The following is a 22,164-nucleotide window of genomic DNA, read 5'->3' on the forward strand; positions in this document are numbered from 1 at the left end:
TACCATGATGTTCCCCCGCCGGTTTCAGTCCTTAGGTGCCGCAATGCTGCTTACCGTCGTTTTCTGCGACGGTTTGCAGGCACGGCAAATCGATGTCGTGGCAGGCGAAGGCGTACAGGCGGCTATCGACAAAGCGGAGCCGGGCGATGTCGTCCGGCTTCTGAAAGGCAAACACAATGGCGCGGTCACAATCGACCGCGCCATTGAACTGATTGGTGAGTCCGGTGCCGTTCTGGACGGATTGGGCTCAGGCAATGCCATAACGGTCAACGCGCCGGACGCTATCGTGCGCGGGCTGGAAGTGCGGGGTTCGGGCGAAAACATGCCGGACCTCAATTCCGGAATTTTCGTGGCCAAAACCGCCACGGGCGCACGGATCGAGAACAATCGTCTTATCGATAACCTCTACGGGATTTATTTGCACGGCGCTGCAAACTCCATCGCAAGCGGTAATGAGATCATTGGCCGTCGAGGCGTGCGCATGGCACAGACCGGCAGTGGTGTTTCCGTCTGGAATGCGCCTGGTGCGCAGGTTGTCGGCAACGCCATCCGTTACGGACGCGACGGCATCTATACCAATGCCAGCCGCAAGAACATCTTCCGCGACAATGTGATGGAGGATGTCCGGTTCGCCGTCCATTACATGTATACGGATGACAGTCAGGTTATCGGCAATGTTTCGCGCAACAATTCGGTCGGTTTCGCGATCATGTACACCAACCGCCTCAAGGTGCTGGATAATCTGTCCGACGGCGACCGGGATCATGGCTTGTTGCTCAATTATGCCAACAGCTCTGTCATTTCCGGCAATCGCGTGATCGGACGTATGCAGCCGATAGATCGCTGGCTGGATGCCGGTGTTCAGAAGGCTGAGCACGGTCTTCCGACAGAAGACAAGACCGAGACGCTGGCGGGCGAGACCGCGCGGCTCGGTCCGGAAAAATGCGTCTTCATTTACAATGCCAACAAGAACAAGTTCACCGAGAACAGTTTCGAGAACTGCAGCATCGGCATTCACTTCACAGCCGGCTCGGAAGGCAATGCCATGAGCGGCAACGCCTTCATCAACAACCGCAATCAGGTGAAATATGTCGGCACGCGCAGCCTCGACTGGTCGGTCAATGGACGCGGCAATTACTGGAGCGACAATCCGGCCTTCGATCTCAATGGCGACGGTATCGCGGACAGCCCTTACCGACCCAATGATCTGATCGACAAGGTTTTGTGGACTGCGCCACAGGCAAAAATTCTCATCAATAGTCCGGCAATCGAGACAATCCGCTGGGCCCAGACCCAGTTCCCGGCACTTCTGCCGGGCGGTGTGGTCGATAGCCATCCCCTTATGAAGCCGCCGTATCCGGCCGATCCGGCGAAAGGAAAACCAAATGACTGAGACTGTCATTCTTGATCAGGTCACAAAGTCCTATGGCGGGTTCAACGCCATCAGTGATGCAAGTTTCAGCCTTCACGCTGGGGAAAGCATTGCGCTCGTCGGCCACAATGGCGCTGGAAAAACGACGATGATAAAGCTCATGCTCGGGTTGATCCGCCCTACCAAGGGCGCGGTTCGCGTGCTGGGCGAGGACCCGGCGACCGGTGCCTTTGCCGCCAGATTGCGGCTTGGCTATCTGCCTGAACACGTCTCCTTCAATCTGGCGCTGACAGGAGCGGAAACGCTCGGCTTCTATGCACGGCTCAAGAGAATACCTGTTGCTCAGACTGTGGAGCTACTGGAGCGCGTCGGTCTTGCCCACGCTGCAAACAGGCGGGTTGGCACCTATTCGAAAGGGATGCGCCAGCGACTGGGGCTTGCTCAGGCATTGCTCGGACAACCATCCGTTCTGCTGCTCGATGAACCGACGACCGGTCTCGATCCGGCATTGCGCCAGAGCTTCTATGAAGTCCTTGAGGAGTTGCGGAGCAAAGGCACGACAATTCTCATGTCGTCCCATGCCTTGACCGAACTGGAAACCAAAGTCGGGCGCGTCATCATCGCGAACAAAGGCAAGATCATTGCCGATGGCTCCATCGATGCGTTGCGCCGGATTTCACAACTGCCGCTTCGCATACGGGTGCAGACACCTGATGTCTCTCGTCTGCCTTCGACAACCGCCAATGCTGCATTGCGCTGGCATCGTCTCGGCGCTGATCTCTTCGAAACGGAAGCACCGGTGGAAGGCAAAATGGCGCTTGTCCGCGATATCGTGGCCCTCAACGACAATCTCATGGAACTCGATCTCGTTCCACCGACGCTGGACGAGCTTTACGCCCATTTTCTCAACGCCGGAGAAGCGGCTCGCGCGGAGGCAGCGCAATGAACAATATTCTCATCATTGCTTCCAAGGAAATTCAGGAAGGCCTGCGCAATCGCTGGGTTCTGGCGACCACGCTGCTGCTTGCGGCATTGGCCCTAAGCATGACTTTTCTCGGCAGCGCGCCCACGGGCAGTTCGGTTGCCGCAAGCAGACTGGACGTTGTGATTGTCAGCCTCTCCAGTCTGACTATCTTCCTCATTCCGCTCATTGCGCTGCTCATCTCGCATGACGCGATCGTCGGCGAAATGGAACGCGGCACGATGCTGCTGCTCCTGAGTTACCCGATAAGCCGGGTCCAGTTGGTTTTCGGGAAGTTTATCGGCCAGCTCGCCATTCTCGCCTTCGCGACCTTGTTCGGCTACGGCGCGGCGGCGGTGGCGCTGATCGTTACCGGATCCGGTGTGGATGCGGGAAGCTGGCTGTCGCTGCTGAAACTCATTATATCGTCGATCCTGCTGGGAGCGGTGTTCATTGCTATCGGTTTTCTTGCAAGCACGCTGGTGCGGGAGCGGAGCACGGCAGCAGGCATCGCCATCGGCGTCTGGCTGTTCTTCGTGCTGATCTACGACGCAGCGCTGCTTGCCCTGCTGGTTTTCGATCAGGGCAGCATCATTGGCGGCGGCATGCTCAACGGTCTGCTTCTGCTCAACCCTGCCGATTCCTACAGGCTTCTCAATTTCGGTCTCGGACAAGCCGGTTCTCTGACCGGTATGGGCGGCATAGCCGGTAACGCCACGCTGTCTGCTCCAGCGCTGACACTAGCGCTCGGTCTCTGGGTCACGCTGCCGCTGTCCCTTTCGATGCTGGTTTTTTCGAGGAAAGAATTATGAAACGCGCTCTGTTTCTTGCTCCCCTGTTTCTGGTTCTGCTGGCCGGATGTTCTCCGGATGAAAAGAAAGATGCGGTCATGGCGCCTTTCGCGCTGACGGAAAGCGCCATGGGCCGCTATTGCGGGATGAATGTGCTGGAACACCCAGGCCCCAAGGGCCAGATCATTCTCGAGCCGGCAAATGAGGCGGTATGGTTCTCTTCGGCTCGCGATACGCTTGCTTTCACGATGCTGCCGGAGGAGCCGAAGGGGATCGCAGCGATCTACGTTTCGGACATGGCGAAAGCGCCAAGCTGGGAAGAGCCGGGCGCTGAAAACTGGGTCGATGCGCGCAAGGCCTTTTTCGTCATTGAAAGTGCTGCAGTTGGCGGAATGGGGGCACAGGAGGCCGTACCGTTTTCGACACGGGAAGCAGCAGAGAAGTTCGTCGCGGAAAAGGGTGGACGTATTAGTACTTTCGCCGAGATACCGGAGGATTACGTTCTCGGCGACCAGTCCGTACGCACCACCGACCTTGGAGCCGAGAGCCATGCCCATTGACGGCAGGCAGCGTGTCAGTCGCAGGCTTGTGCTCGCAGGTGGTGCGGCTGGCGTAATGCTTTGCGCCATTCCAAAACAGGCAGCTTCACTCGACCTTCCCGAGCCGATCCTATGGCGCGGGCAGGCGATGGGAGCGCCTGCCAAGATCATACTCTATCATCCCGATCATTCGATCGCCGAACGGTTGCTCCGTGAAGCTGCTCGAGAGGCGGAAAGACTGGAGAACATCTTCAGCCTTTATCGCGCAGATTCAGAACTCGCCAAACTTAATCGCAGCGGGGCGCTGGCATCGCCTTCGCCTGATCTGGTCGAGGTCTTGCGCATCTGCCATGAATGCTGGCAGGCAAGCGACGGCCTTTTCGATCCGACGGTGCAGCCGCTTTGGAACTGCTTGAAACAGCATTTTTCGCAGGAGCTTCCTTCGCCTGAAGGACCATCGCGACAGCTTTGGGACGAAGCGCTGGCAAAGGTAGGATTTGGTCACGTTCTTTTCGATGAAAATCGCATTGCTTTCTCAAAGCCATCAATGTCTCTGACGCTAAACGGCATTGCGCAGGGCTACGTTACCGACTGTGTGACGGCATTGTTGCAAAGGGAAGGGGTGAAACATGCGCTCATCGATATGGGAGAGTATCGCGCGCTTGGTTCACGGCCGGACGGCACGGCATGGCGCATCGGCATTGCCGATCTGGAAGCGGGGGCTGCTACCGAAGAACACGTCGATATCCGCGACCAGGCGCTCGCAACATCCAGCTTTACCGGCTTCCAGTTCGAAGAATCCGGACGCTTCAACCATTTGCTCAATCCAAAGACGGGATTTTCAGCGGCCCTTTATCGCCGCTTGACCGTCGTGACCCGCGATGCGGCGAGAGCGGATGCCTGGGCAACCGCACTCAGCCTCATGGATGAAAATCAGATTCGGGCGGTTATCAGGAGCCAGCCGGATATGTCCGTGATTGCGCAAAAACGCTCTGGTGAACGAGTGATGCTGTCCTCATAAAATATGAGCTGACATCGATTGCGATGTTACTTTTCCGCCCATATCGAATGGTCAATTTTGCCCTTCAATTCTGGAAAAGCATCGGGATCGAAGCGCGGTTCGCCTGACTTCTTCTGATTGAAATAGTCCTTGGTCATTTTGACGACGGTTCCGGATAGCAGCAAAATTGCTATCAGATTGACCGATGCCATCAAGCCCATCGCGGCGTCCGCCATGTTGAACACGACAGCGACAGTCGTATAGGCTCCCCAGATCACCATTATCAGAACGGCGGCGCGCAGCGTGCTGATCGTGCCCCGGTTGTCGAGCTTCAGGAAAACCATCGCATTTTCCGAATAGGCATAATTGCCGATGATCGATGTGAAGGCGAAGAAGAAGATTGCAATTGCAATGAAATAGCGACCGGCTTCTCCGATATGTACCACCATTGCTTCCTGTGTCAGCGGGGTTCCGGTCAGTTCGGAACCGGGCGTCATGACACCTGATAGCAGGATCATGATGCCTGTGGCTGTGCAGATCAGGATCGTGTCGATGAATACGCCAAGCGCCTGTACGAAGCCCTGGCTGGATGGATGGTGAGGCGAGGGCGTGGCAACGGCCGCGATGTTCGGCGCCGACCCCATGCCTGCTTCGTTGGAAAACAGGCCGCGCTTGACGCCGTTGAGCATGGCGCCTGCAACGCCACCCGCCGTCTGTTCAATGCCAAAGGCGCTCTTGACGATGAGAGCGATTACCGTCGGAACGACAGTAATATTTGTAAGAACAACATAAAGGGCCATGCCCAGATAGGCCACGGCCATGAAAGGCACGACATATTCGGCAACCTGTGCAATCTGGCGAATACCGCCGAAGATGACGATGCCGGTCAGGACAGCAAGTGCGATGCCAACCCAGATCTTTTCGATGCCGAATGCCCCCTGCATGGCATCGGCGATGGAATTCGCCTGAACCGCGTTGAAAACGAGACCGAACGCGATGATGAGACAAATCGAGAAGATTGCGCCCGCCCACGGCGCATTCAGCCCGCGCGAGATGTAGAAGGCCGGGCCACCGCGATACTGCCCGTTGTGGTCTCGGATTTTATAGAGTTGTGCCAGGGCACTTTCGGAATAGGCAGTCGCCATACCCACCGCCGCAACAACCCACATCCAGAACAGGGCTCCCGGACCGCCCAGAAACAGCGCGACGGCCACGCCTGCGAGATTTCCGGTGCCAACACGCGATGCGAGGCTGGTGCAAAGTGCCTGAAAGGGTGTGATGCCGCTGGTGTCGTTCGCTGGCGCATGCATGACCGTCCGGAAGAATTCCGGAAAATGCCTGAACTGTATGAAGCCAAGACGAAATGTAAAATACAGCCCCACTGCAATCAGGCCATAAAGGAGAATGTAGCTCCAGAAGATTGTATTCAGGAAGTCTATGATAGCATTCAATACGGTCACAATGACCTCCTTATAATCTGCTTATGGTGCTGGAAATCTGCAGTGTTTATTTAAGTAATAGCGTATGTAGCGAGCGCGAGCTGGTTGTCTAGTGGATTGAATTTGACGTTTGAATCCCGGCTGACACATATACTGTTTCAAACGTCAAATTCGAAAAATCCACTAGATACATATACTTGCTAGTGGTCTTTTAGATTCCAACATTTGCTCAGCGCTTGAACCGATGGATGCAAATGTTGGAATCAGACCACTAGTTTGTCATCAATAAGTGTGTTGGCTTAACGAAAGGATGCCCGAACAATTGATATTCGGGCATCCTTCGCATGCGAAAAACGCATATGTTTGGTGCAATCCGGCTTACCGGCTGAAGTTTCGCCCATCCGCTCGTTTGGCAAAGCGCAGGACGATGAAACCGGCAAGTCCGGCGATGAGCGAGCCGATCAATATTCCAATCTTCGCTTCGTTCTGCAGCAATGTATCGTTGAAAGCGAGGAGCGAGATAAACAGGCTCATGGTGAACCCGATGCCGCACAGAAGTGTCGTTCCCAGCATCTGTGTCCAGCTTGCCCCGGCAGGCAAATCAACGATTCCGCTTTTCACAAGTAACAGCACTGCACCGAAAATTCCGACGAGCTTGCCAATGGCCAGACCGGCGGCAACGCCCATGGTCACCGGCGCTAAGAGAGCATCCATGCCAAGGCCGGAAAAGCTGACGCCCGCATTGGCAAAGCCGAATATCGGCACGATGATGAAGGAAACAGGCTTGATCAGGCTATGTTCAAGCAGATGCAACGGGCTTTCGGAGGTTGTTGCCTCTGGCTTGGCGGGTGTGCGTTTGATCGGAATGGTAAGCGCCAGCAGAACACCTGCGATGGTCGCGTGAACGCCCGAGCGGTAGGTGAAAAACCACAGTGCCAGGCCCAGTAGCAGGTAGGGAGTCAGCCGCTTCACGCCGGTGAGATTCAAAATGAGCAGGGCCGCGAAGACGGCTGCAGCCAGACCCAGATCCATCACTGAAACGCCGCTTGTATAGAATAGCCCGATGATGATCACCGCGCCGAGGTCGTCGATGATGGCAAGAGCTGCAAGAAATACCTTCAGCGATGTCGGAACCCGCGGCCCCAGCAACGAAATAACGCCGAGCGCGAATGCGATATCGGTTGCAGCGGGGATTGCCCAGCCATGGGAAGCGCCGTTATTGAGATTGAAGGAAAGATAGACCATAGCGGGCACCGCCATGCCTGCCGCAGCCGCTACGCCCGGCAGAATACGGCGCGGCCACGACGAAAGATGACCATCGACCATCTCACGCTTGATCTCCAGCCCGACCATCAGAAAGAACACGGCCATCAGCGCATCATTGACCCAATGCTGGACGGAAAGCGGTCCAAGATAAGCATGAAGGGCGCCGAAATAGGTTTCGGAAAGTTGTGAGTTGGCTACTACCAATGCCGCTATAGCGGACGCTATGAGCAACAGGCCGCCAGACGACTCACTATCAAGAAAATTGCGTATAGTATTTTGAATGCGACCAGCCATGGCAGCTCCCTGACAGAAACGGTTAAAAACAGTCTCCGTATTCAGGGTAGTCCCTGGGCGCACGCAGCACACGCCATAAAACCAAGATAGCGACAAATTCTATGGTTTCAAGTCACTTTATGCAGATATAACTGGATTTTTAACGGGAGTTTTGTTGTATTTAGTAATTATAATTATAGTTTCAGTTTAATTTGGATTTTCTCTATATGGTATCTTTATGTTGTTTAGTTTTTATTTCCGGTTATTTCGGAATATTGAATTCAATTACTGTTTGGCAGCAGGCCTAAGAGCCTAACCGAAAATTAAGTTGAGCGATTTCAGTTGTTTATGATTCTCTGTGGTTTACCAAGACTACGGAGGATCACATGGCCTGGACTGAAACCGCCCGTCGCGACTATGGCAGACGAGGCTTACGCTATGCAAGCGACTGCACCGACGATGAATGGTCTGTCGTCGCGCCGCTTTTGCAGCCGATGAGCAAGGTCGGACGTCCGCGCGAGCATGATCCACGTACATTGTGGAATGCGATCCAGTATATGGCGACAACAGGCTGCCAATGGGCGCTGTTGCCGAAGGAATTCCCGCCGTTCACGACAGTGCAGTACCATTTCTACCGGATGCGCGACAGCGGCTTGCTCGATCTTATCAATGAAATGCTGGTTGCGGTGACACGGCTGTCCGAAGGCCGCAAGGCGGAGCCGACGGCAGCCATTATCGATAGCCAGTCGGTGAAGACGACAGAAGCTGGTGGTCCGCGCGGCTATGATGCAGGCAAAAAGATCAAAGGGCGCAAGCGCCATATCGTAACCGATATGGTCGGCAACATGTTGGAAGGCATCGTGCATGGCGCGGATGTTCAGGACCGCGACGGTGCGCACGATCTGATCGAGCGCGCCTGCCAAAACCACCCCACGGTGAGGAAACTCTTTGCCGATGGCGGATATGCTGGCGAAAAGCTGACAACTGCTGTGGCACATATCGAAGCACTGGCTATTGAAATCGTCAAACGCTCCGATCAGGCCAAAGGCTTTGTAATTCTGCCCAGGCGGTGGATCGTTGAGCGAACCTTCGCCTGGCTTAATCGTTGCCGTCGGCTGGCTAAAGATTGGGAAGCCTCTATCGCATCGTCAGAGGCGTGGATGTTCATCTCGTCAATCAGACGTATGACACGCCGCATCGCAAGGCTGCAATTTTGAGTCGGGCACTAAACAATGTTGGGAGGGGCGCTTGACAAGCCGCGTGCGCCTTTCCATGCTCCGTGACACAATTTAAACAAAATCAATCAGGGAACGGAGAGCAGTTATGACAATGGGAAAGTTCACCCGGCGTGGTGTGGTTGCTGCGTTTGCAGGGATTGTTGCGGTCGGAGCCAGCATTGCTTTGGCGCAGGCCCCGGCCTTCTTCCGCATCGGCACCGGAGGAACGGCGGGCACCTATTATCCGATAGGCGGGTTGATCGCGAATGCGATTTCCGGAGCCGGAGATAAAGGCGTTCCGGGTCTGGTGGCGACGGCGGTTTCATCGAACGGTTCTGTCGCCAACATCAATGCCATTCAGTCTGGATCGCTGGAATCGGGTTTCACCCAATCGGACGTTGCCTATTGGGCGCATACGGGTACCGGTCTTTATGATGGCAAGGGCAAGGTCGAGGATCTGCGTCTCATCGCTACGCTTTATCCTGAAACAATCCACCTGGTCGCTCGTAAGGATTCGGGAATCAAATCCGTTGCCGATCTCAAGGGCAAGCGTGTTTCCATCGATGAGCCGGGTTCAGGCACGATCGTCGATGCTCGTATCGTGTTGGAAGCATATGGATTGAGCGAAAGCGACGTCAAAGCTGAACATTTGAAACCCGGCCCGGCGGGAGAGCGTCTGAAAGATGGTGCTCTCGATGCTTATTTCTTCGTCGGTGGATATCCGACCGGCGCGATCTCGGAACTGGCCACATCGAATGGCATTTCACTGGTTCCGATTTCCGGCCCGGAAGCGCAGAAAATTCTGGAAAAATACTCGTTCTTCTCGAAGGACGCAGTGCCGGCTGATACCTACAAGGACGTCGGTCAAACGGAGACGCTCGCGGTCGCGGCACAATGGGTGACGAACGCCAAGCAGCCGGATGAACTCGTCTACAATATCACCAAAACTCTGTTTAACGACGACAGCAGAAAAGCCCTCGATGCCGGGCACGCAAAAGGCAAGCTCATCAAGCTTGATACGGCAACGACCAGTCTCGGTATACCGCTGCATCCCGGTGCCGAGCGTTTCTACAAGGAAGCTGGCGTTCTGAAATAAGCCGCCAGGCTGGTCCGAATAAACATAACTGCACGGAGTTTCTGATCGAGCTCCGTGCACTTGTTTCCAGTCCGGTGCAAAGCATCTTTCAGGCATATAAGTTTTTCAAAACAAGTGGTTAGAGCGTTCTTCGATTCAAATGGATCAACTGCGTTCTGAATGGAGAGGCCAGTATGAGCGAGCAAGAGGCGAAGCTGTCGCCCATGGAACTGGATGAAGCCAAGGCGCGCGAGCTGGAAGAGAAGTTCGATTCCGAGATCAGGTTTCGCCCGCTGGCGCCGCTCGCCGCTCGTATCGTCGGTGCATTGCTGATCATACTTTCGCTCTTCCACTACTACACGGCGGGCTTTGGCCTTCTGTCGGAAATGGTGCATCGCGGCATTCACCTTTCATTCGTGCTCGGTCTGGTCTTCCTCGTATTCCCGTTTTCCCGCAAGGGGTATGACCAGCCCTCCACATCGTCATGGTTGAGGCCGCTCGGTATTTCCGTCATTGACTGGGCTTTGGCAATCATTGCGGTTGTGGCCGTCGCGCATGTTCCCATGATCCCGCTCGACGATCTGGCTTTCCGCGTCGGGAATCCGACAACAACCGACGTCGTTCTCGGTGGCCTTCTCATCGTCGTTCTTCTGGAAGCGACACGACGGTCAGTCGGCTGGCCGCTGCCGATCATATCCATCCTGTTCATGCTCTATGCCATTTATGGGCGGCATATGCCGGGGATTCTCGTGCATCCCGGCGCAACGGTCAGTCAGCTCGTAGACCATCTCTATCTGACGACGCAGGGCATCTACGGTATCGCGCTCGGTGTGGTTGCGACCTACGTCTTCCATTTCGTGCTGTTCGGGGTTTTTGCGACCCGTATCGGTCTCGGACAACTGTTTCTGGATTGTGCGGCCTGGGTAGCCGGCCGTTTTGCAGGCGGCCCGGCAAAAGTCTCCATTTTCGGTTCTGCGCTGTTCGGTATGATTTCGGGCTCGTCTGTGGCCAATACGGTGACCGTCGGTTCGCTGACGATTCCCGCGATGATCCGTCTCGGTTATAAACGCCACTTTGCCGCCGCCGTGGAATCGGCATCGTCGACGGGCGGGCAGATCACGCCGCCAATCATGGGCGCTGCCGCATTCCTGATGATCGAATTCCTGAACCTGCCTTATACGACGATCATTCTGGCGGCCATCGTACCGGCCTTCATGCATTTCTTCGGCGTTCTGATGCAGGTGCATTTCGAAGCCAAGCGCAACGGATTGCGCGGCATGACGAAGGAAGAGCTGCCCGACCTGAAGGAAGCCTTCAAGCGTGACTGGCCGACCGTCATTCCGCTGGTCGTACTGATCGGTGTCCTGTTGTCAGGTTATACACCTTATATGGCTGCATTCTGGGGCATCACGCTGTGTATTGCGGTTGGGTTGCTCAATCCGCGCAAGCGCATGTCGGTGGGTGAGATTCTTGACGGGCTGCGTGACGGTGCAAAATACGCGCTTGCCGTTGGTGCGGCGGCGGCGACTGTCGGCATTATTGTCGGCGTGGTGACGCTTACCGGTGTCGGCTTCAAGATTTCCTATATCGTGACATCGACTGCGGGAGAGCTGGCCACCTATTTCGGAACCATTGTGCCCGCAGCCTGGTTTGGCCCGCAGACACTGACGCTGCTGTTCACGCTCATCATGACGGGTATCGTCTGCATTCTGATGGGTTGCGGAATTCCGACGACAGCCAACTATATCATCATGGCGACGATTGCCGCACCTGCGCTGGGATTGCTCGGCGTCGAGCCGATCGTTGCCCATTTCTTCGTATTTTATTACGGCGTGCTGGCGGATATCACGCCGCCCGTTGCGCTTGCCGCCTATGCGGCGGCAGGCATGGCAGGCGCTGATCCGTTCAAGACCGGCAACACGGCGTTCCGGCTTGGTCTCGGCAAGGTGCTTGTGCCATTTGTTTTCGTGTTCTCCCCGTCGCTCCTGCTGGTGACATCTGACTTCAACTGGCCGGATTTCTTCGTGGCGTTTCTCGGCTGTGCCATAGGCATCACCGCTCTGGGGGCTGCGTTGTCAGGGTTCCTCCTGGTCAGAACCAAGGTCTGGGAAAATGTCCTGATGATTGTTGCAGCGATCCTTCTGGTGGCTCCAGAGATTTATTCGTCGATTGTGGGACTGCTGCTACTGGTGCCGGTTGTGGTTCGTCACCTCTCTTCGGTGAGGCAGCCTCAGATCGCTTAGAGATTGCCGGATCGATGACGCAGGGCTAGCAACAGGCCCTGCGTCATAGTCAGATCAGCATTCCTGGTTGATTTCGGGCTCGACGAGCTTTTTCAGTTTTTCCAGGCATTCCTGCCAGCCGAGATAGCAGGCCTCGGCTGGAATCATATCGGGTACACCCTGCTGCTCAATGTTGATTTCCGTTCCGACCGAAACCGCTTTCAGGGTTATCGTGACTTTCATTTCACCCGGCAGGTTCGGATCGTCGAAACTATCCGTGTAAACCAGACGTTCTGCCGGCACGAGTTCAACATATTTGCCGCCGAAAGAATGACTGTGCCCCGTCGTGAAGTTTCGGAACGACATCCTGTGCTTGCCGCCCACCTTCGCGTCCAGCTCGTGGACGGTGCATGTGAAGCCATATGGCGGCAGCCAGCTTGCTACTGCGTCCGGCTCGACGAATGCCCGGTAGACCTTCTCAGGTTTGGCGGCGAATACACGGTGCAGGCGAATAGTGCTGGACATGGTTTCCTCCCTTTGTCCGTTTTCAGTTCATTGGGTTTGGACAGGCCGGTTGAAGAGCAGGCTTATATATCGCTGAAGATGGTCGATACTTTCGACCGCACGAAGCGGGTCGCCGCTTGCCTTGGCGATGATAAAGGCACCCTGAATAACCGCCTGGGTGTGAATGGCGAGGCTTTCAGCGGTAAACTCTCCCGCAACCTGATAGCGCTCCATAGCGGCTGAAATGTCTGGAACCAGCGTGTCCGCATGGCCCGATATGCTGTCCCAACATGCGTCCCGGATCACGGAATTGGTTTCGTAGACCTCCTGCGCCATGGTGCCGACAAGACAAGTGAAATCGGGCAGGGCGCCTTGAATCAGTTGTCTGCGCAATGCGACATAGGCCTTGATGCGCTCAAGCGGGTCTTCCGGAGCATGATAGGGGGCATCCGCAAAGAAAGCGCCCGTCATTTCCGACCAGTAATTCGCTGCAGCAACCGCCAGATCTTCCTTGCTGGAAAAATGATGAAAGAAAGCGCCTTTCGACAAGGATGCCCTGGCGCAGATGTCATCGACTGTCGTCGCGGCGTAGCCTTTGGCGCGAATAACGCTCAAGGCTGCATCGAGCAGATTGGTCCGGGTCAATGGGTTTTGTTTGCGTGCCATGTTTGTGCTCCTATATAAACAATACCAACCGGTTGGTATTAAATCAAGAGACAATCGGAACTTGGGCTTAAACTATGAGAAAGCAGTCGGCCGGTTGGAACACCTTTCGGTCTGAATGAATCAGGTCGATACTCTATCCAATGGTTCTGGCGCATAGTCCTGCATGAACCCGCTTTGCGCTTTTACCGGGAATGCGCCGTTGGGGTGAGGGTGATTCTGAAAAGCAGTTTGATTCCGGCGGTTTGGCAGGGCTTGTGGATAAGTTTGATGTCATTGAAATGTCCGGAAAACACCTGGGAAACGCCCGGAAATCAGGTGTTTGGGAGTAAAATCGAAAATTCTTATTCTTTCTGTGTGACCCTTGCTTGACACTTGTTCGAGAACCCCTTAAACGACCGCTCACACCGGACGGAAACGCCGGTGCGACGCAGCCGCAAGGTTGCCGAGAAATGCGCGGGTGTAGCTCAGTTGGTTAGAGTGCCGGCCTGTCACGCCGGAGGTCGCGGGTTCGAGCCCCGTCACTCGCGCCACTTTCCTCTCAACAAATCGATAGATTGAACGTTGACACGAAAGTGGCGCCCACCGCGTTTACGCTTCTTTTCAAGCCAGAATTGCTGATCGTGAAGGGACGTTGAAGCGTCCTGTGAATGATTTTCCCAATATCGCAATTCTTCTCCAAACACGCGCTTGACACTTGTTCGAGAACCCCTTAAACGACCGCTCACACCGGACGGAAACGCCGGTGCGATGCAGCCGCAAGGTTGCCGAGAAATGCGCGGGTGTAGCTCAGTTGGTTAGAGTGCCGGCCTGTCACGCCGGAGGTCGCGGGTTCGAGCCCCGTCACTCGCGCCACTTTCCTCTCAACAAATCGATAGATTGAACGTTGACACGAAAGTGGCGCCCACCGCGTTATCTTCCCACAGCGCCTTCTTATCAAAGAATCTTCATGGAATTGTTGGGCCGCAGGTGCATTGTCGAGCGACGCGCCTGTTATTTGGAAAACTGCTTCCAGGACAGATAGGCGACCGACAGAATGATCGCGGCAATGACGAGAAGATCGCCGCTGGCGAGCAGATAATGGCTCATGCGTGACCTCCTTGCGCTGCTTCGGTCGATTATGCGTTTCATGATAACCGGAGCGATTGCGATCTGAAGGCATGGCTTCGCAAAGCTTCCAGCATTTGGGCCCTTTCCATTCCAACTTTGCCTACAAATGCGAACGGAATTTTCAGTGTCAGGGCCATCGGCTCATCGGAGCAGTTTAGGCAGGCGATAAGCCAACTGCCTGCCGATGCATTGCCATGGAGCGAATTTCCTGCTTTCAATCTCGTGAAATCGGATGACAGGAGCGGATCGCTGCGACGATGACCCGACACGCTTTTCTTGGTGTGCTTGCAACGTTTTTGATTCTTGCCGGGTGTGCCGCACCCCGCGCCGTGCTGTGGCATGGGCCGCATTCCAGCCCGCAGTCGGTCGCGGCTGCCGAAGCGGCCATCGTCAAGCCGGGGAAGCCGGTGGCAGTGGTTCCGATCTATGTTGCGACCAGCCGCCAGCGTTCGGATAATTTCTCACAGCCTTACAATTCAAAGCGCTCGGAAGTGCTGAATTTTGCCCAGGTCGATGTCGGTATTCCGGCGGCACATGTCAAAGGACAGGTTGAGTCGACCGGTTATAAGCCAGATCCCGCCAAAAATTTCGCTGCCACGGCGTTCCAGCCCTATGACAATGCAGAGCAGTTTCTCGCTCAATTGAATGCCGCCCTTGCGAAGCAGGGACCGAAGGACAAGGAAATCCTGATCTTCGTGCATGGCTACAACAATAATTTTGCCGATAGCACATTCCGCACGGCGCAATTCGTCCATGATTACAAGATGAAATCGGTCGCGGTCGAATATGCCTGGCCGTCTGGCGGCGATCTCGGCCTTTATGTCTATGATCGCGACAGCGCGGACTTCGCGAGGGACGGTCTGGCGCGATTGCTGGAACTTGTCGCCCGCAGCAAGGCGGAGCGTATCGTTCTTGTCGGGCACTCCATGGGCGGCTTTGTTACCATGGAAGCCTTGAGAACCCTGTCTTTGCGCGGTCAAAAGAATGTGCTGCGGCGCATCAGTGCCTTGTTGCTTGCTGCGCCGGACATCGATCTCGACGTCTTTGAAAAGCAGGTCAGGGATATCGATCCCATGCCGCGTCCGACGGCTGTGATGACATCGCGCAGCGATCGCGCACTTGGCGTCTCATCCTTCATCACCGGCGGTCATGCGCGGGTAGGGGACGGCACCAGCATTCCGACACTCCAGAAATATGGAATCGCTGTGATAGACGCGACCGACTTGGATGGTGGCGCGCATAATGTCTTTGCCTCCTCGCCATCGCTTATGGCTCTGGTCAGTGACGGCACTTTGTCGCTGGGCGCTTTGAACGGACGGGAGAACAGGACGGCGGGTCAGGCGGTGTTGGCGGACGGCGCTTCGGCGATCAAGGGGGCCGCATCGCTTGTGCTTTATCTGCCGGGCAGGCTGGTCGGGGCGGCGGCTTCCGCTGCTCCATGAGTTGATTTTAAAGCGAGCGCCGAAACCCCCAACTTTCATTCCCAAGTCGCAGGCAATTGATTCTCCCGGCGATTGCCAATCGGGGAAGACCGTGCGACTTTTCCTCACGAAATTATGATCTTTTCATGTTATACGGGTTTTCAGTGGGATAAGCGGGCTTCATGCCATGGCTTGTTAAGCATCTTGGCTCGTCTTTGCCCAATAGATCGTGTCGGAGGGGTTGCGCTTGCGTACGCGCTGCGATAACCGTCCCGGCGAAAAGCGCTTAGTTCGCACGGCATGCCTTTTGAAGCTGCTTGGGGCGACGAGGTTGCAACAGATGCAATGTGTCGCATGGTCGTCAGCCCCAAAAAGCTTATGACAGGCGGCGCAGCCTCGTATTCAAGCCGGATAAAGGACCATGAACGAGCTTTTAAGTTCCTACCTGCCGATCGTCATCTTTCTCGGCATAGCGATGGTAATTGGTGTAGCCCTTTTGGTTGCGCCGTTTCTTGTCGCCTACAGACAGCCCGACCCCGAAAAGCTTTCAGCTTACGAGTGCGGCTTCAATGCCTTCGATGACGCCCGTATGAAGTTCGACATCCGTTTCTATCTGGTGTCGATTCTCTTCATCATCTTCGATCTGGAAGTCGCCTTCCTTTTCCCATGGGCTGTGTCCTTTGGTGAAATCGGCTGGTTCGGCTTTGCGTCGATGATGGTGTTCCTTGGCGTTCTGACCATCGGCTTCATTTATGAATGGAAGAAGGGAGCGCTGGAATGGGATTGACCACAGCCAACACAACGCTCGTGGCTCCGCAGCCGAAGGGCATTCTTGACCCGCGCACGGGCAAGCCTGTCGGTTCCGACGATGCATTCTTCAACGATCTGAACAGCGAGCTTTCCGACAAGGGGTTCATCGTCACGTCCGCTGACGCTCTGATCACCTGGGCGCGTACCGGCTCGCTGATGTGGATGACCTTTGGTCTCGCATGCTGCGCCGTGGAAATGATGCACATTTCCATGCCGCGTTATGACGCCGAACGTTTTGGTATTGCCCCGCGTGCATCACCGCGTCAGTCCGACGTCATGATCGTTGCAGGCACGCTGACCAACAAGATGGCGCCCGCTCTGCGCAAGGTCTACGACCAGATGCCTGAGCCGCGTTACGTTATCTCGATGGGTTCCTGCGCCAATGGTGGCGGCTACTACCACTATTCCTATTCGGTGGTGCGTGGCTGTGATCGCGTGGTTCCGGTCGACATCTATGTTCCGGGTTGCCCGCCAACCGCTGAAGCCCTGCTTTACGGCATTCTTATGCTGCAGAAGAAAATCCGTCGCACGGGTACGATTGAGCGCTAATCCGGTTCGACCGGTTGGTGCAAAACAGTTTTGTTAGGGTTCGACTGCCTGCCATCCCCGCAAGGGCTCCCAAGGGCAAGCGCGGTGTGAGTTCTAAAGAAGGAAGTTAGGCAAATGAGCGAAGAAGCTCTCGGTGAACTTTCCGGTTACATCAAGGAACGCCTCGGTGACGCGATCGAAGAGGCGAAGCTTGCCTATGGCGAGCTGGCGCTCTCGGTTCCGGCTGCGAGCATCATCAGCGTTCTGACCTTCCTGCGCGACGATGTGCAGTGCCAGTTCGTCAACCTGACGGATATTTCGGGCGTCGACTATCCGCAGCGCGCCAAGCGCTTCGATGTTGTGTATCAGCTCATGTCTCCGCGTCAGAACCAGCGCATCCGCATCAAGGTTCAGGCTGATGAAGACACGCTGGTGCCTTCCGCCGTTTCGGTTTTCGTCGGTGCCGAATGGTATGAGCGCGAGGCCTACGACATGTATGGCATCCTGTTCTCGGGTCATCCGGATTTGCGCCGTATCCTGACCGACTATGGTTTCGAAGGTCATCCGCTGCGCAAGGACTTCCCGCTTACCGGTTTCGTCGAGGTTCGTTACAACGACGAGCTGAAGCGCGTTGTTTACGAGCCTGTGCAGCTCCGTCAGGAATTCCGCAACTTCGACTTCCTCTCGCCATGGGAAGGAACGGACTACGTTCTGCCCGGCGACGAGAAAGCCAAGGCGAACTGAGGGCACACTCATGGACGCAGGCGAAAGATTGAACGGTCAATGTCTTTGCGGAGAGGTGAAATTCACCGCTTCTCCGGTCAAGATGGAAATGGATGTCTGCCATTGCAGCATGTGCCGGCGTTGGTCCGGCGGTGCTTTCATGGCCGTCAATTGCGGTAATTCCGTCGAGATCGAAAACGAAGCTGCTCTGTCGACCTTCTCTTCCTCGGAGTGGGGCGAGCGCCGCTTTTGTTCGAAGTGCGGATCGTCGCTGTTCTGGCGCGGTGTCCTAGACGGAATGACAGTCGTTTCGATGCAGGCTTTCGCCGAGCCGGAGCGATTCCATTTCGCTGAAGAAATCTTCATCGATAACAAGCCTGCGAATTACGATTTTGCCAATGACACCCACCGGATGACCGGCGAGGAGTTCTTGGCGGCTCTTGCAGCCAAACAGGAAGCTGAACATGGCTGAGACTCAGGTCCGCAATTTTAATATCAACTTCGGTCCGCAGCACCCTGCCGCGCACGGCGTGCTGCGTCTGGTGCTTGAGCTCGACGGCGAAGTCGTCGAACGCGTCGATCCGCATATCGGTCTGCTGCATCGCGGCACCGAAAAGCTGATGGAAGCCAAGACCTATCTTCAGGCTCTGCCTTATCTCGACCGCCTCGACTATGTGGCGCCGATGAATCAGGAGCACGCCTATGCGCTCGCCGTCGAACGCCTTCTGGGTATCGATGTGCCGAAGCGCGGCCAGCTGATCCGCGTTCTTTTTTCGGAAATCGGCCGCATCCTGAACCATATTCTGAACGTGACCACGCAGGCTATGGACGTTGGTGCGCTGACGCCGCCGCTCTGGGGTTTTGAAGAGCGCGAAAAGCTGATGGTGTTCTATGAGCGCGCATGTGGCGCTCGTATGCACGCAGCTTACTTCCGTCCGGGTGGCGTTCATCAGGATCTGCCTGATCAGCTCATTGAGGATATCGGCAACTGGATTGATCCGTTTCTCTCGACCACGCTTAAGAACCTCGACGATTTGATCACGCCTAACCGTATTTTCAAGCAGCGTAACGTCGATATCGGCGTCGTTTCGCTCGAAGATGCATGGGCGTGGGGCTTCTCGGGCGTCATGGTACGCGGTTCGGGCGCTGCATGGGATCTGCGCAAGTCGCAGCCTTATGAGTGCTACAACGAAATGGAATTCGATATTCCAATCGGCAAGAACGGCGACTGCTATGACCGTTATCTGATCCGCATGGAAGAAATGCGCCAGTCGGCGCGCATCATGCGCCAGTGCGTTGACCTGCTTCTCGGCAAGGAACGTGTCGGTCCGGTTTCCAATGCCGACAACAAGATTGTGCCGCCGAAGCGCGGCGAGATGAAGCGCTCGATGGAAGCGCTCATCCATCACTTCAAGCTTTACACGGAAGGCTATCACGTGCCTGCCGGTGAAGTTTACGCAGCAGTCGAAGCGCCGAAGGGCGAATTTGGCGTCTTCCTCGTTTCGGATGGCTCCAACAAGCCTTATCGCTGCAAGCTGCGCGCTCCGGGCTTTGCCCATCTTCAAGCCATGGATTTCCTGTGCCGCGGCCATATGCTGGCCGACGTGTCGGCAATTCTTGGCTCGCTCGATATCGTGTTTGGTGAGGTTGACCGCTGATGTCCGTTCGCCGTCTCGCAGATGATGCCGTCCAGCCAGCCGCTTTCGCGTTCAACGCGGAAAATCTGGCTTGGGCGCACAAGACGATCGCAAAATTCCCCGAAGGCCGTCAGCAGTCGGCTGTTATTCCGTTGCTCATGCGCGCGCAGGAGCAGGATGGTTGGGTCACGAAAGCTGCCATTGAACATGTTGCAGCCATGCTCGACATGCCGCTGATCCGCGTTCTGGAAGTTGCGACTTTCTATACGCAGTTCCAGCTTAAGCCGGTCGGCACGCGCGCTCACATTCAGGTTTGCGGCACCACGCCATGCATGTTGCGTGGTTCGGAAGCGCTGATGGATGTCTGCCGCCACAAGATCAGCCATGACCCGTTCGAGCTCAATGCTGACGGAACGCTGTCGTGGGAAGAAGTGGAATGCCAGGGCGCTTGCGCCAACGCGCCAATGGTCATGATCTTCAAGGACGCCTATGAAGACCTGACGCCGGAGCGTCTTGCCGAGATCATCGATGCTTTCGAATCTGGCAAGGGCGACACGATCAAGCCGGGCCCGCAAGAAGACCGCGTGACGTCCGAGCCGATCAACGGCCTGACTGCCCTGACCGAAGATCTGGACTACAAGAAGGTCGGTCTCGAAACCCGCAAGGCATCCGACGCCGCAGCAGCCAAGGCGAAGGCCGAAGCGGAAGCAAAGGCCAAGGCGGAAGCCGCTGCAAAAGCTGCCGAGGAAGCGAAGAACGTCGCTCCGTCCAATGCTGCAAAGCCGGTAACCAACGCACCTGAAACCGATCCGACGCTCAAGACGCCTTCGGATGTCAAGGTATCGAAAGCAGCCGAGAAGGCCGCTTCGGTCGACACCAAGCAGGCATTCAAGCTCGATGACAAGAACCGTCCGGTTGCTATTGCGCGTCCGGAAGCTGTCGACGATCTGAAGCTCATTTCCGGCGTTGGCCCGAAGATCGAGGAAACCCTGCATGAGCTGGGCGTCTTCACCTTCAAGCAGGTCGCTGCCTGGAAGAAGGCCGAGCGCGAATGGGTCGACGGTTATCTCAGCTTCCACGGTCGCATTGACCGCGAAGACTGGGTAAAGCAGGCTAAGGCTTTGGCCAAGGGCGGCGTCGAGGAATACATCAAGGTATTCGGAAAGAAGCCGGTATGATGACTTCGATATTGGCAAACACGAACGGAAACAGGTGAGACATGCTGGCTGATAAAGATCGCATCTTCACCAATATTTACGGCTTCAAGGATCAGTCCCTGAAGGGTGCCATGGCGCGCGGCCATTGGGACAACACCAAGGGCTTGATCGAAAAGGGCCGTGACTGGATCATCGACGAGATGAAGGCGTCGGGCCTGCGTGGCCGTGGCGGCGCTGGCTTCCCGACGGGTCTCAAGTGGTCGTTCATGCCCAAGCAGAGCGACGGTCGCCCGCATTATCTGGTCGTCAACGCCGATGAATCCGAGCCGGGCACCTGCAAGGACCGCGAAATTCTGCGCCATGATCCGCATACGCTGATCGAAGGCTGCATGATCGCCGGTTGCGCCATGGGTGCAAATACCGCTTATATTTATATTCGCGGCGAGTTCATGCGTGAGCGTGAAGCTCTTCAGGCAGCAATTGACGAGTGCTACGATGCCGGTTTGCTTGGCAAGGGCAACAAGTGCGGCTGGGATATGGACATTTTTGTCAGCCACGGCGCCGGTGCTTATATCTGCGGTGAAGAAACGGCTCTGCTCGAAAGCCTTGAAGGCAAGAAGGGCCAGCCGCGCCTCAAGCCTCCGTTCCCTGCGAATATGGGCCTTTATGGCTGCCCGACGACCGTGAACAACGTGGAATCGATCGCCGTTGCGCCGACGATCCTGCGTCGTGGCGCGGCATGGTTCTCGTCCATCGGACGCCCGAACAATGTCGGCACCAAGCTGTTCCAGATTTCCGGTCACGTGAACACGCCTTGCGTCGTGGAAGAAGGCCTCGGCATTCCTTTCCGTGATCTGATCGAAAAGCACGGCGGCGGCATTCGCGGCGGCTGGGACAATCTGCTGGCGGTTATTCCGGGCGGCGCATCATGCCCGGTCATCAAGGGCGAAGACATGATGGATGCCATCATGGATTTTGACGGAATGCGCGACAAGAAATCGTCGTTCGGCACCGGCGGCTTGATCGTCATGGACAAGTCCACCGACATCATCAAGGCGATTGCCCGTCTGGCAGCGTTCTTCAAGCATGAGAGCTGCGGCCAGTGCACGCCGTGCCGTGAAGGCACCGGCTGGATGTGGCGTGTGATGGAACGCATGGTCAAGGGTAACGCGCAGAAGCGCGAAATCGACATGCTGTTCGACGTGACCAAGCAGATTGAAGGTCACACGATCTGCGCTCTCGGTGATGCCGCTGCATGGCCTATTCAGGGTCTGATCCGCAATTTCCGTCCGGAAATTGAAAAGCGCATTGACGATTATACCCGCAACGCCGTGCAGAGCCGCAATATCCGTCTGGAAGCAGCGGAATAAGGCTGAACGAGTTGCGTTGAGCCTTCCCGGGTGAGGGAAGGCGAACAAGTTTGACGTCTAGAATATGCGGCATGAGCCGCAGGTTT

General features: G+C 56.0%; 20 protein-coding genes and 2 tRNA genes. 18 read left to right on the forward strand and 4 right to left on the reverse strand.

The features are described from left to right. The first annotated feature begins 4 nt into the window (after positions 1-4). Genes CQZ93_RS05075 through CQZ93_RS05095 form a run of 5 tightly spaced genes read left to right on the forward strand, consistent with a single transcriptional unit; the run spans position 5 to position 4,684 of the window. Positions 5-1,393: a nitrous oxide reductase family maturation protein NosD gene (locus CQZ93_RS05075; RefSeq protein WP_105541619.1), complete on the forward strand. Its 1,389-nt coding sequence runs from the start codon at positions 5-7 to the stop codon at positions 1,391-1,393. Continuing rightward, positions 1,386-2,318, forward strand: a complete 933-nt coding sequence (locus CQZ93_RS05080; RefSeq protein WP_105541620.1) for an ABC transporter ATP-binding protein — start codon at positions 1,386-1,388, stop codon at positions 2,316-2,318. Before CQZ93_RS05075 ends, CQZ93_RS05080 begins: the two co-directional genes overlap by 8 nt. Continuing rightward, positions 2,315-3,145, forward strand: a complete 831-nt coding sequence (locus CQZ93_RS05085; RefSeq protein WP_105541621.1) for a DUF2705 family protein — start codon at positions 2,315-2,317, stop codon at positions 3,143-3,145. Before CQZ93_RS05080 ends, CQZ93_RS05085 begins: the two co-directional genes overlap by 4 nt. Then, the gene (locus CQZ93_RS05090) at positions 3,142-3,684 is read left to right on the forward strand and encodes a nitrous oxide reductase accessory protein NosL (protein ID WP_105541622.1); all 543 of its coding nucleotides are present in this window, start codon (positions 3,142-3,144) and stop codon (positions 3,682-3,684) included. The genes CQZ93_RS05085 and CQZ93_RS05090 overlap by 4 nt, the downstream gene beginning before the upstream one ends. Next, positions 3,674-4,684 (forward strand): FAD:protein FMN transferase, encoded by a 1,011-nt coding sequence (locus tag CQZ93_RS05095; protein WP_105541623.1) that lies wholly within the window; start codon positions 3,674-3,676, stop codon positions 4,682-4,684. Before CQZ93_RS05090 ends, CQZ93_RS05095 begins: the two co-directional genes overlap by 11 nt. Positions 4,685-4,710: 26 nt before the next feature. Here CQZ93_RS05095 and CQZ93_RS05100 read toward each other — a convergent pair whose 3' ends face one another. Both CQZ93_RS05100 and nhaA read right to left on the reverse strand, forming a co-directional pair. Beyond that, on the reverse strand, positions 4,711-6,114 hold the full coding sequence (locus tag CQZ93_RS05100; RefSeq protein ID WP_105543184.1) for an alanine/glycine:cation symporter family protein: 1,404 nt from the start codon (positions 6,112-6,114) through the stop codon (positions 4,711-4,713). Positions 6,115-6,480: 366 nt separating this feature from the next. After that, positions 6,481-7,662 (reverse strand): Na+/H+ antiporter NhaA, encoded by a 1,182-nt coding sequence (gene nhaA / locus CQZ93_RS05110; RefSeq protein WP_105541624.1) that lies wholly within the window; start codon positions 7,660-7,662, stop codon positions 6,481-6,483. A gap of 365 nt (positions 7,663-8,027) precedes the next feature. Here nhaA and CQZ93_RS05115 point away from each other — a divergent pair, with 365 nt between their 5' ends. The 3 genes from CQZ93_RS05115 to CQZ93_RS05125 all read left to right on the forward strand — a co-directional run bounded on the left by CQZ93_RS05115 (position 8,028) and on the right by CQZ93_RS05125 (position 12,176). After that, a complete protein-coding gene (locus CQZ93_RS05115) occupies positions 8,028-8,858 on the forward strand; it encodes an IS5 family transposase (RefSeq protein WP_105541625.1) in 831 nt (276 codons plus the stop codon). A gap of 106 nt (positions 8,859-8,964) precedes the next feature. Continuing rightward, positions 8,965-9,954 (forward strand): TAXI family TRAP transporter solute-binding subunit, encoded by a 990-nt coding sequence (locus tag CQZ93_RS05120; protein WP_105541626.1) that lies wholly within the window; start codon positions 8,965-8,967, stop codon positions 9,952-9,954. A 173-nt stretch (positions 9,955-10,127) separates the two neighbouring features. Next, positions 10,128-12,176, forward strand: coding sequence for a TRAP transporter permease (locus CQZ93_RS05125; protein ID WP_105541627.1), 2,049 nt, complete (start codon positions 10,128-10,130; stop codon positions 12,174-12,176). 54 nt (positions 12,177-12,230) lie between these two features. Here CQZ93_RS05125 and CQZ93_RS05130 read toward each other — a convergent pair whose 3' ends face one another. Next, the gene (locus CQZ93_RS05130) at positions 12,231-12,680 is read right to left on the reverse strand and encodes an SRPBCC family protein (RefSeq protein ID WP_105541628.1); all 450 of its coding nucleotides are present in this window, start codon (positions 12,678-12,680) and stop codon (positions 12,231-12,233) included. A 27-nt stretch (positions 12,681-12,707) separates the two neighbouring features. Beyond that, complete coding sequence (locus CQZ93_RS05135; protein WP_105541629.1) at positions 12,708-13,325, reverse strand: TetR/AcrR family transcriptional regulator; 618 nt, start codon at positions 13,323-13,325, stop codon at positions 12,708-12,710. 453 nt (positions 13,326-13,778) lie between these two features. Between CQZ93_RS05135 and CQZ93_RS05140 the strand changes: the two genes are divergently transcribed. The 10 genes from CQZ93_RS05140 (at position 13,779) to nuoF (ending at position 22,078) form a co-directional block, all read left to right on the forward strand. Continuing rightward, positions 13,779-13,855: transfer RNA gene (locus tag CQZ93_RS05140), tRNA-Asp, on the forward strand. Between the two features lie 245 nt (positions 13,856-14,100). Then, positions 14,101-14,177, forward strand: a tRNA-Asp gene (locus CQZ93_RS05145). Between the two features lie 512 nt (positions 14,178-14,689). After that, the gene (locus CQZ93_RS05150) at positions 14,690-15,874 is read left to right on the forward strand and encodes an alpha/beta hydrolase (RefSeq protein WP_105541630.1); all 1,185 of its coding nucleotides are present in this window, start codon (positions 14,690-14,692) and stop codon (positions 15,872-15,874) included. A gap of 400 nt (positions 15,875-16,274) precedes the next feature. Then, positions 16,275-16,640 carry an NADH-quinone oxidoreductase subunit A gene (locus CQZ93_RS05155; protein WP_006466588.1) on the forward strand — a complete coding sequence of 122 codons (366 nt, stop codon included), beginning with the start codon at positions 16,275-16,277 and terminating at the stop codon, positions 16,638-16,640. Continuing rightward, positions 16,631-17,212: a NuoB/complex I 20 kDa subunit family protein gene (locus tag CQZ93_RS05160; protein WP_010661172.1), complete on the forward strand. Its 582-nt coding sequence runs from the start codon at positions 16,631-16,633 to the stop codon at positions 17,210-17,212. Before CQZ93_RS05155 ends, CQZ93_RS05160 begins: the two co-directional genes overlap by 10 nt. Positions 17,213-17,326: 114 nt before the next feature. Continuing rightward, positions 17,327-17,935: an NADH-quinone oxidoreductase subunit C gene (locus tag CQZ93_RS05165; protein WP_105541631.1), complete on the forward strand. Its 609-nt coding sequence runs from the start codon at positions 17,327-17,329 to the stop codon at positions 17,933-17,935. Positions 17,936-17,945: 10 nt separating this feature from the next. Then, positions 17,946-18,386, forward strand: a complete 441-nt coding sequence (locus CQZ93_RS05170; RefSeq protein WP_105541632.1) for a GFA family protein — start codon at positions 17,946-17,948, stop codon at positions 18,384-18,386. Further along, positions 18,379-19,572 (forward strand): NADH-quinone oxidoreductase subunit D, encoded by a 1,194-nt coding sequence (locus tag CQZ93_RS05175; RefSeq protein WP_105541633.1) that lies wholly within the window; start codon positions 18,379-18,381, stop codon positions 19,570-19,572. The genes CQZ93_RS05170 and CQZ93_RS05175 overlap by 8 nt, the downstream gene beginning before the upstream one ends. Continuing rightward, a complete protein-coding gene (locus CQZ93_RS05180) occupies positions 19,572-20,729 on the forward strand; it encodes an NADH-quinone oxidoreductase subunit E (RefSeq protein WP_105541634.1) in 1,158 nt (385 codons plus the stop codon). Before CQZ93_RS05175 ends, CQZ93_RS05180 begins: the two co-directional genes overlap by 1 nt. Positions 20,730-20,770: 41 nt before the next feature. Further along, positions 20,771-22,078, forward strand: coding sequence for an NADH-quinone oxidoreductase subunit NuoF (nuoF, locus tag CQZ93_RS05185; RefSeq protein ID WP_105541635.1), 1,308 nt, complete (start codon positions 20,771-20,773; stop codon positions 22,076-22,078). Positions 22,079-22,164 lie beyond the last annotated feature (86 nt).

This window comes from Ochrobactrum vermis, assembly GCF_002975205.1.
Lineage (GTDB): Bacteria > Pseudomonadota > Alphaproteobacteria > Rhizobiales > Rhizobiaceae > Brucella > Brucella vermis.

Bases quoted from the DNA above. Each gene is read 5' to 3' on its own strand.
- CQZ93_RS05075 (WP_105541619.1), top strand. From the start codon at position 5: ATGATGTTCCCCCGCCGGTTTCAGTCCTTAGGTGCCGCAATGCTGCTT.
- CQZ93_RS05080 (WP_105541620.1), top strand. From the start codon at position 1,386: ATGACTGAGACTGTCATTCTTGATCAGGTCACAAAGTCCTATGGCGGG.
- CQZ93_RS05085 (WP_105541621.1), top strand. From the start codon at position 2,315: ATGAACAATATTCTCATCATTGCTTCCAAGGAAATTCAGGAAGGCCTG.
- CQZ93_RS05090 (WP_105541622.1), top strand. From the start codon at position 3,142: ATGAAACGCGCTCTGTTTCTTGCTCCCCTGTTTCTGGTTCTGCTGGCC.
- CQZ93_RS05095 (WP_105541623.1), top strand. From the start codon at position 3,674: ATGCCCATTGACGGCAGGCAGCGTGTCAGTCGCAGGCTTGTGCTCGCA.
- nhaA (WP_105541624.1), bottom strand. From the start codon at position 7,662: ATGGCTGGTCGCATTCAAAATACTATACGCAATTTTCTTGATAGTGAG.
- CQZ93_RS05115 (WP_105541625.1), top strand. From the start codon at position 8,028: ATGGCCTGGACTGAAACCGCCCGTCGCGACTATGGCAGACGAGGCTTA.
- CQZ93_RS05120 (WP_105541626.1), top strand. From the start codon at position 8,965: ATGACAATGGGAAAGTTCACCCGGCGTGGTGTGGTTGCTGCGTTTGCA.
- CQZ93_RS05125 (WP_105541627.1), top strand. From the start codon at position 10,128: ATGAGCGAGCAAGAGGCGAAGCTGTCGCCCATGGAACTGGATGAAGCC.
- CQZ93_RS05130 (WP_105541628.1), bottom strand. From the start codon at position 12,680: ATGTCCAGCACTATTCGCCTGCACCGTGTATTCGCCGCCAAACCTGAG.
- CQZ93_RS05135 (WP_105541629.1), bottom strand. From the start codon at position 13,325: ATGGCACGCAAACAAAACCCATTGACCCGGACCAATCTGCTCGATGCA.
- CQZ93_RS05150 (WP_105541630.1), top strand. From the start codon at position 14,690: ATGACCCGACACGCTTTTCTTGGTGTGCTTGCAACGTTTTTGATTCTT.
- CQZ93_RS05155 (WP_006466588.1), top strand. From the start codon at position 16,275: ATGAACGAGCTTTTAAGTTCCTACCTGCCGATCGTCATCTTTCTCGGC.
- CQZ93_RS05160 (WP_010661172.1), top strand. From the start codon at position 16,631: ATGGGATTGACCACAGCCAACACAACGCTCGTGGCTCCGCAGCCGAAG.
- CQZ93_RS05165 (WP_105541631.1), top strand. From the start codon at position 17,327: ATGAGCGAAGAAGCTCTCGGTGAACTTTCCGGTTACATCAAGGAACGC.
- CQZ93_RS05170 (WP_105541632.1), top strand. From the start codon at position 17,946: ATGGACGCAGGCGAAAGATTGAACGGTCAATGTCTTTGCGGAGAGGTG.
- CQZ93_RS05175 (WP_105541633.1), top strand. From the start codon at position 18,379: ATGGCTGAGACTCAGGTCCGCAATTTTAATATCAACTTCGGTCCGCAG.
- CQZ93_RS05180 (WP_105541634.1), top strand. From the start codon at position 19,572: ATGTCCGTTCGCCGTCTCGCAGATGATGCCGTCCAGCCAGCCGCTTTC.
- nuoF (WP_105541635.1), top strand. From the start codon at position 20,771: ATGCTGGCTGATAAAGATCGCATCTTCACCAATATTTACGGCTTCAAG.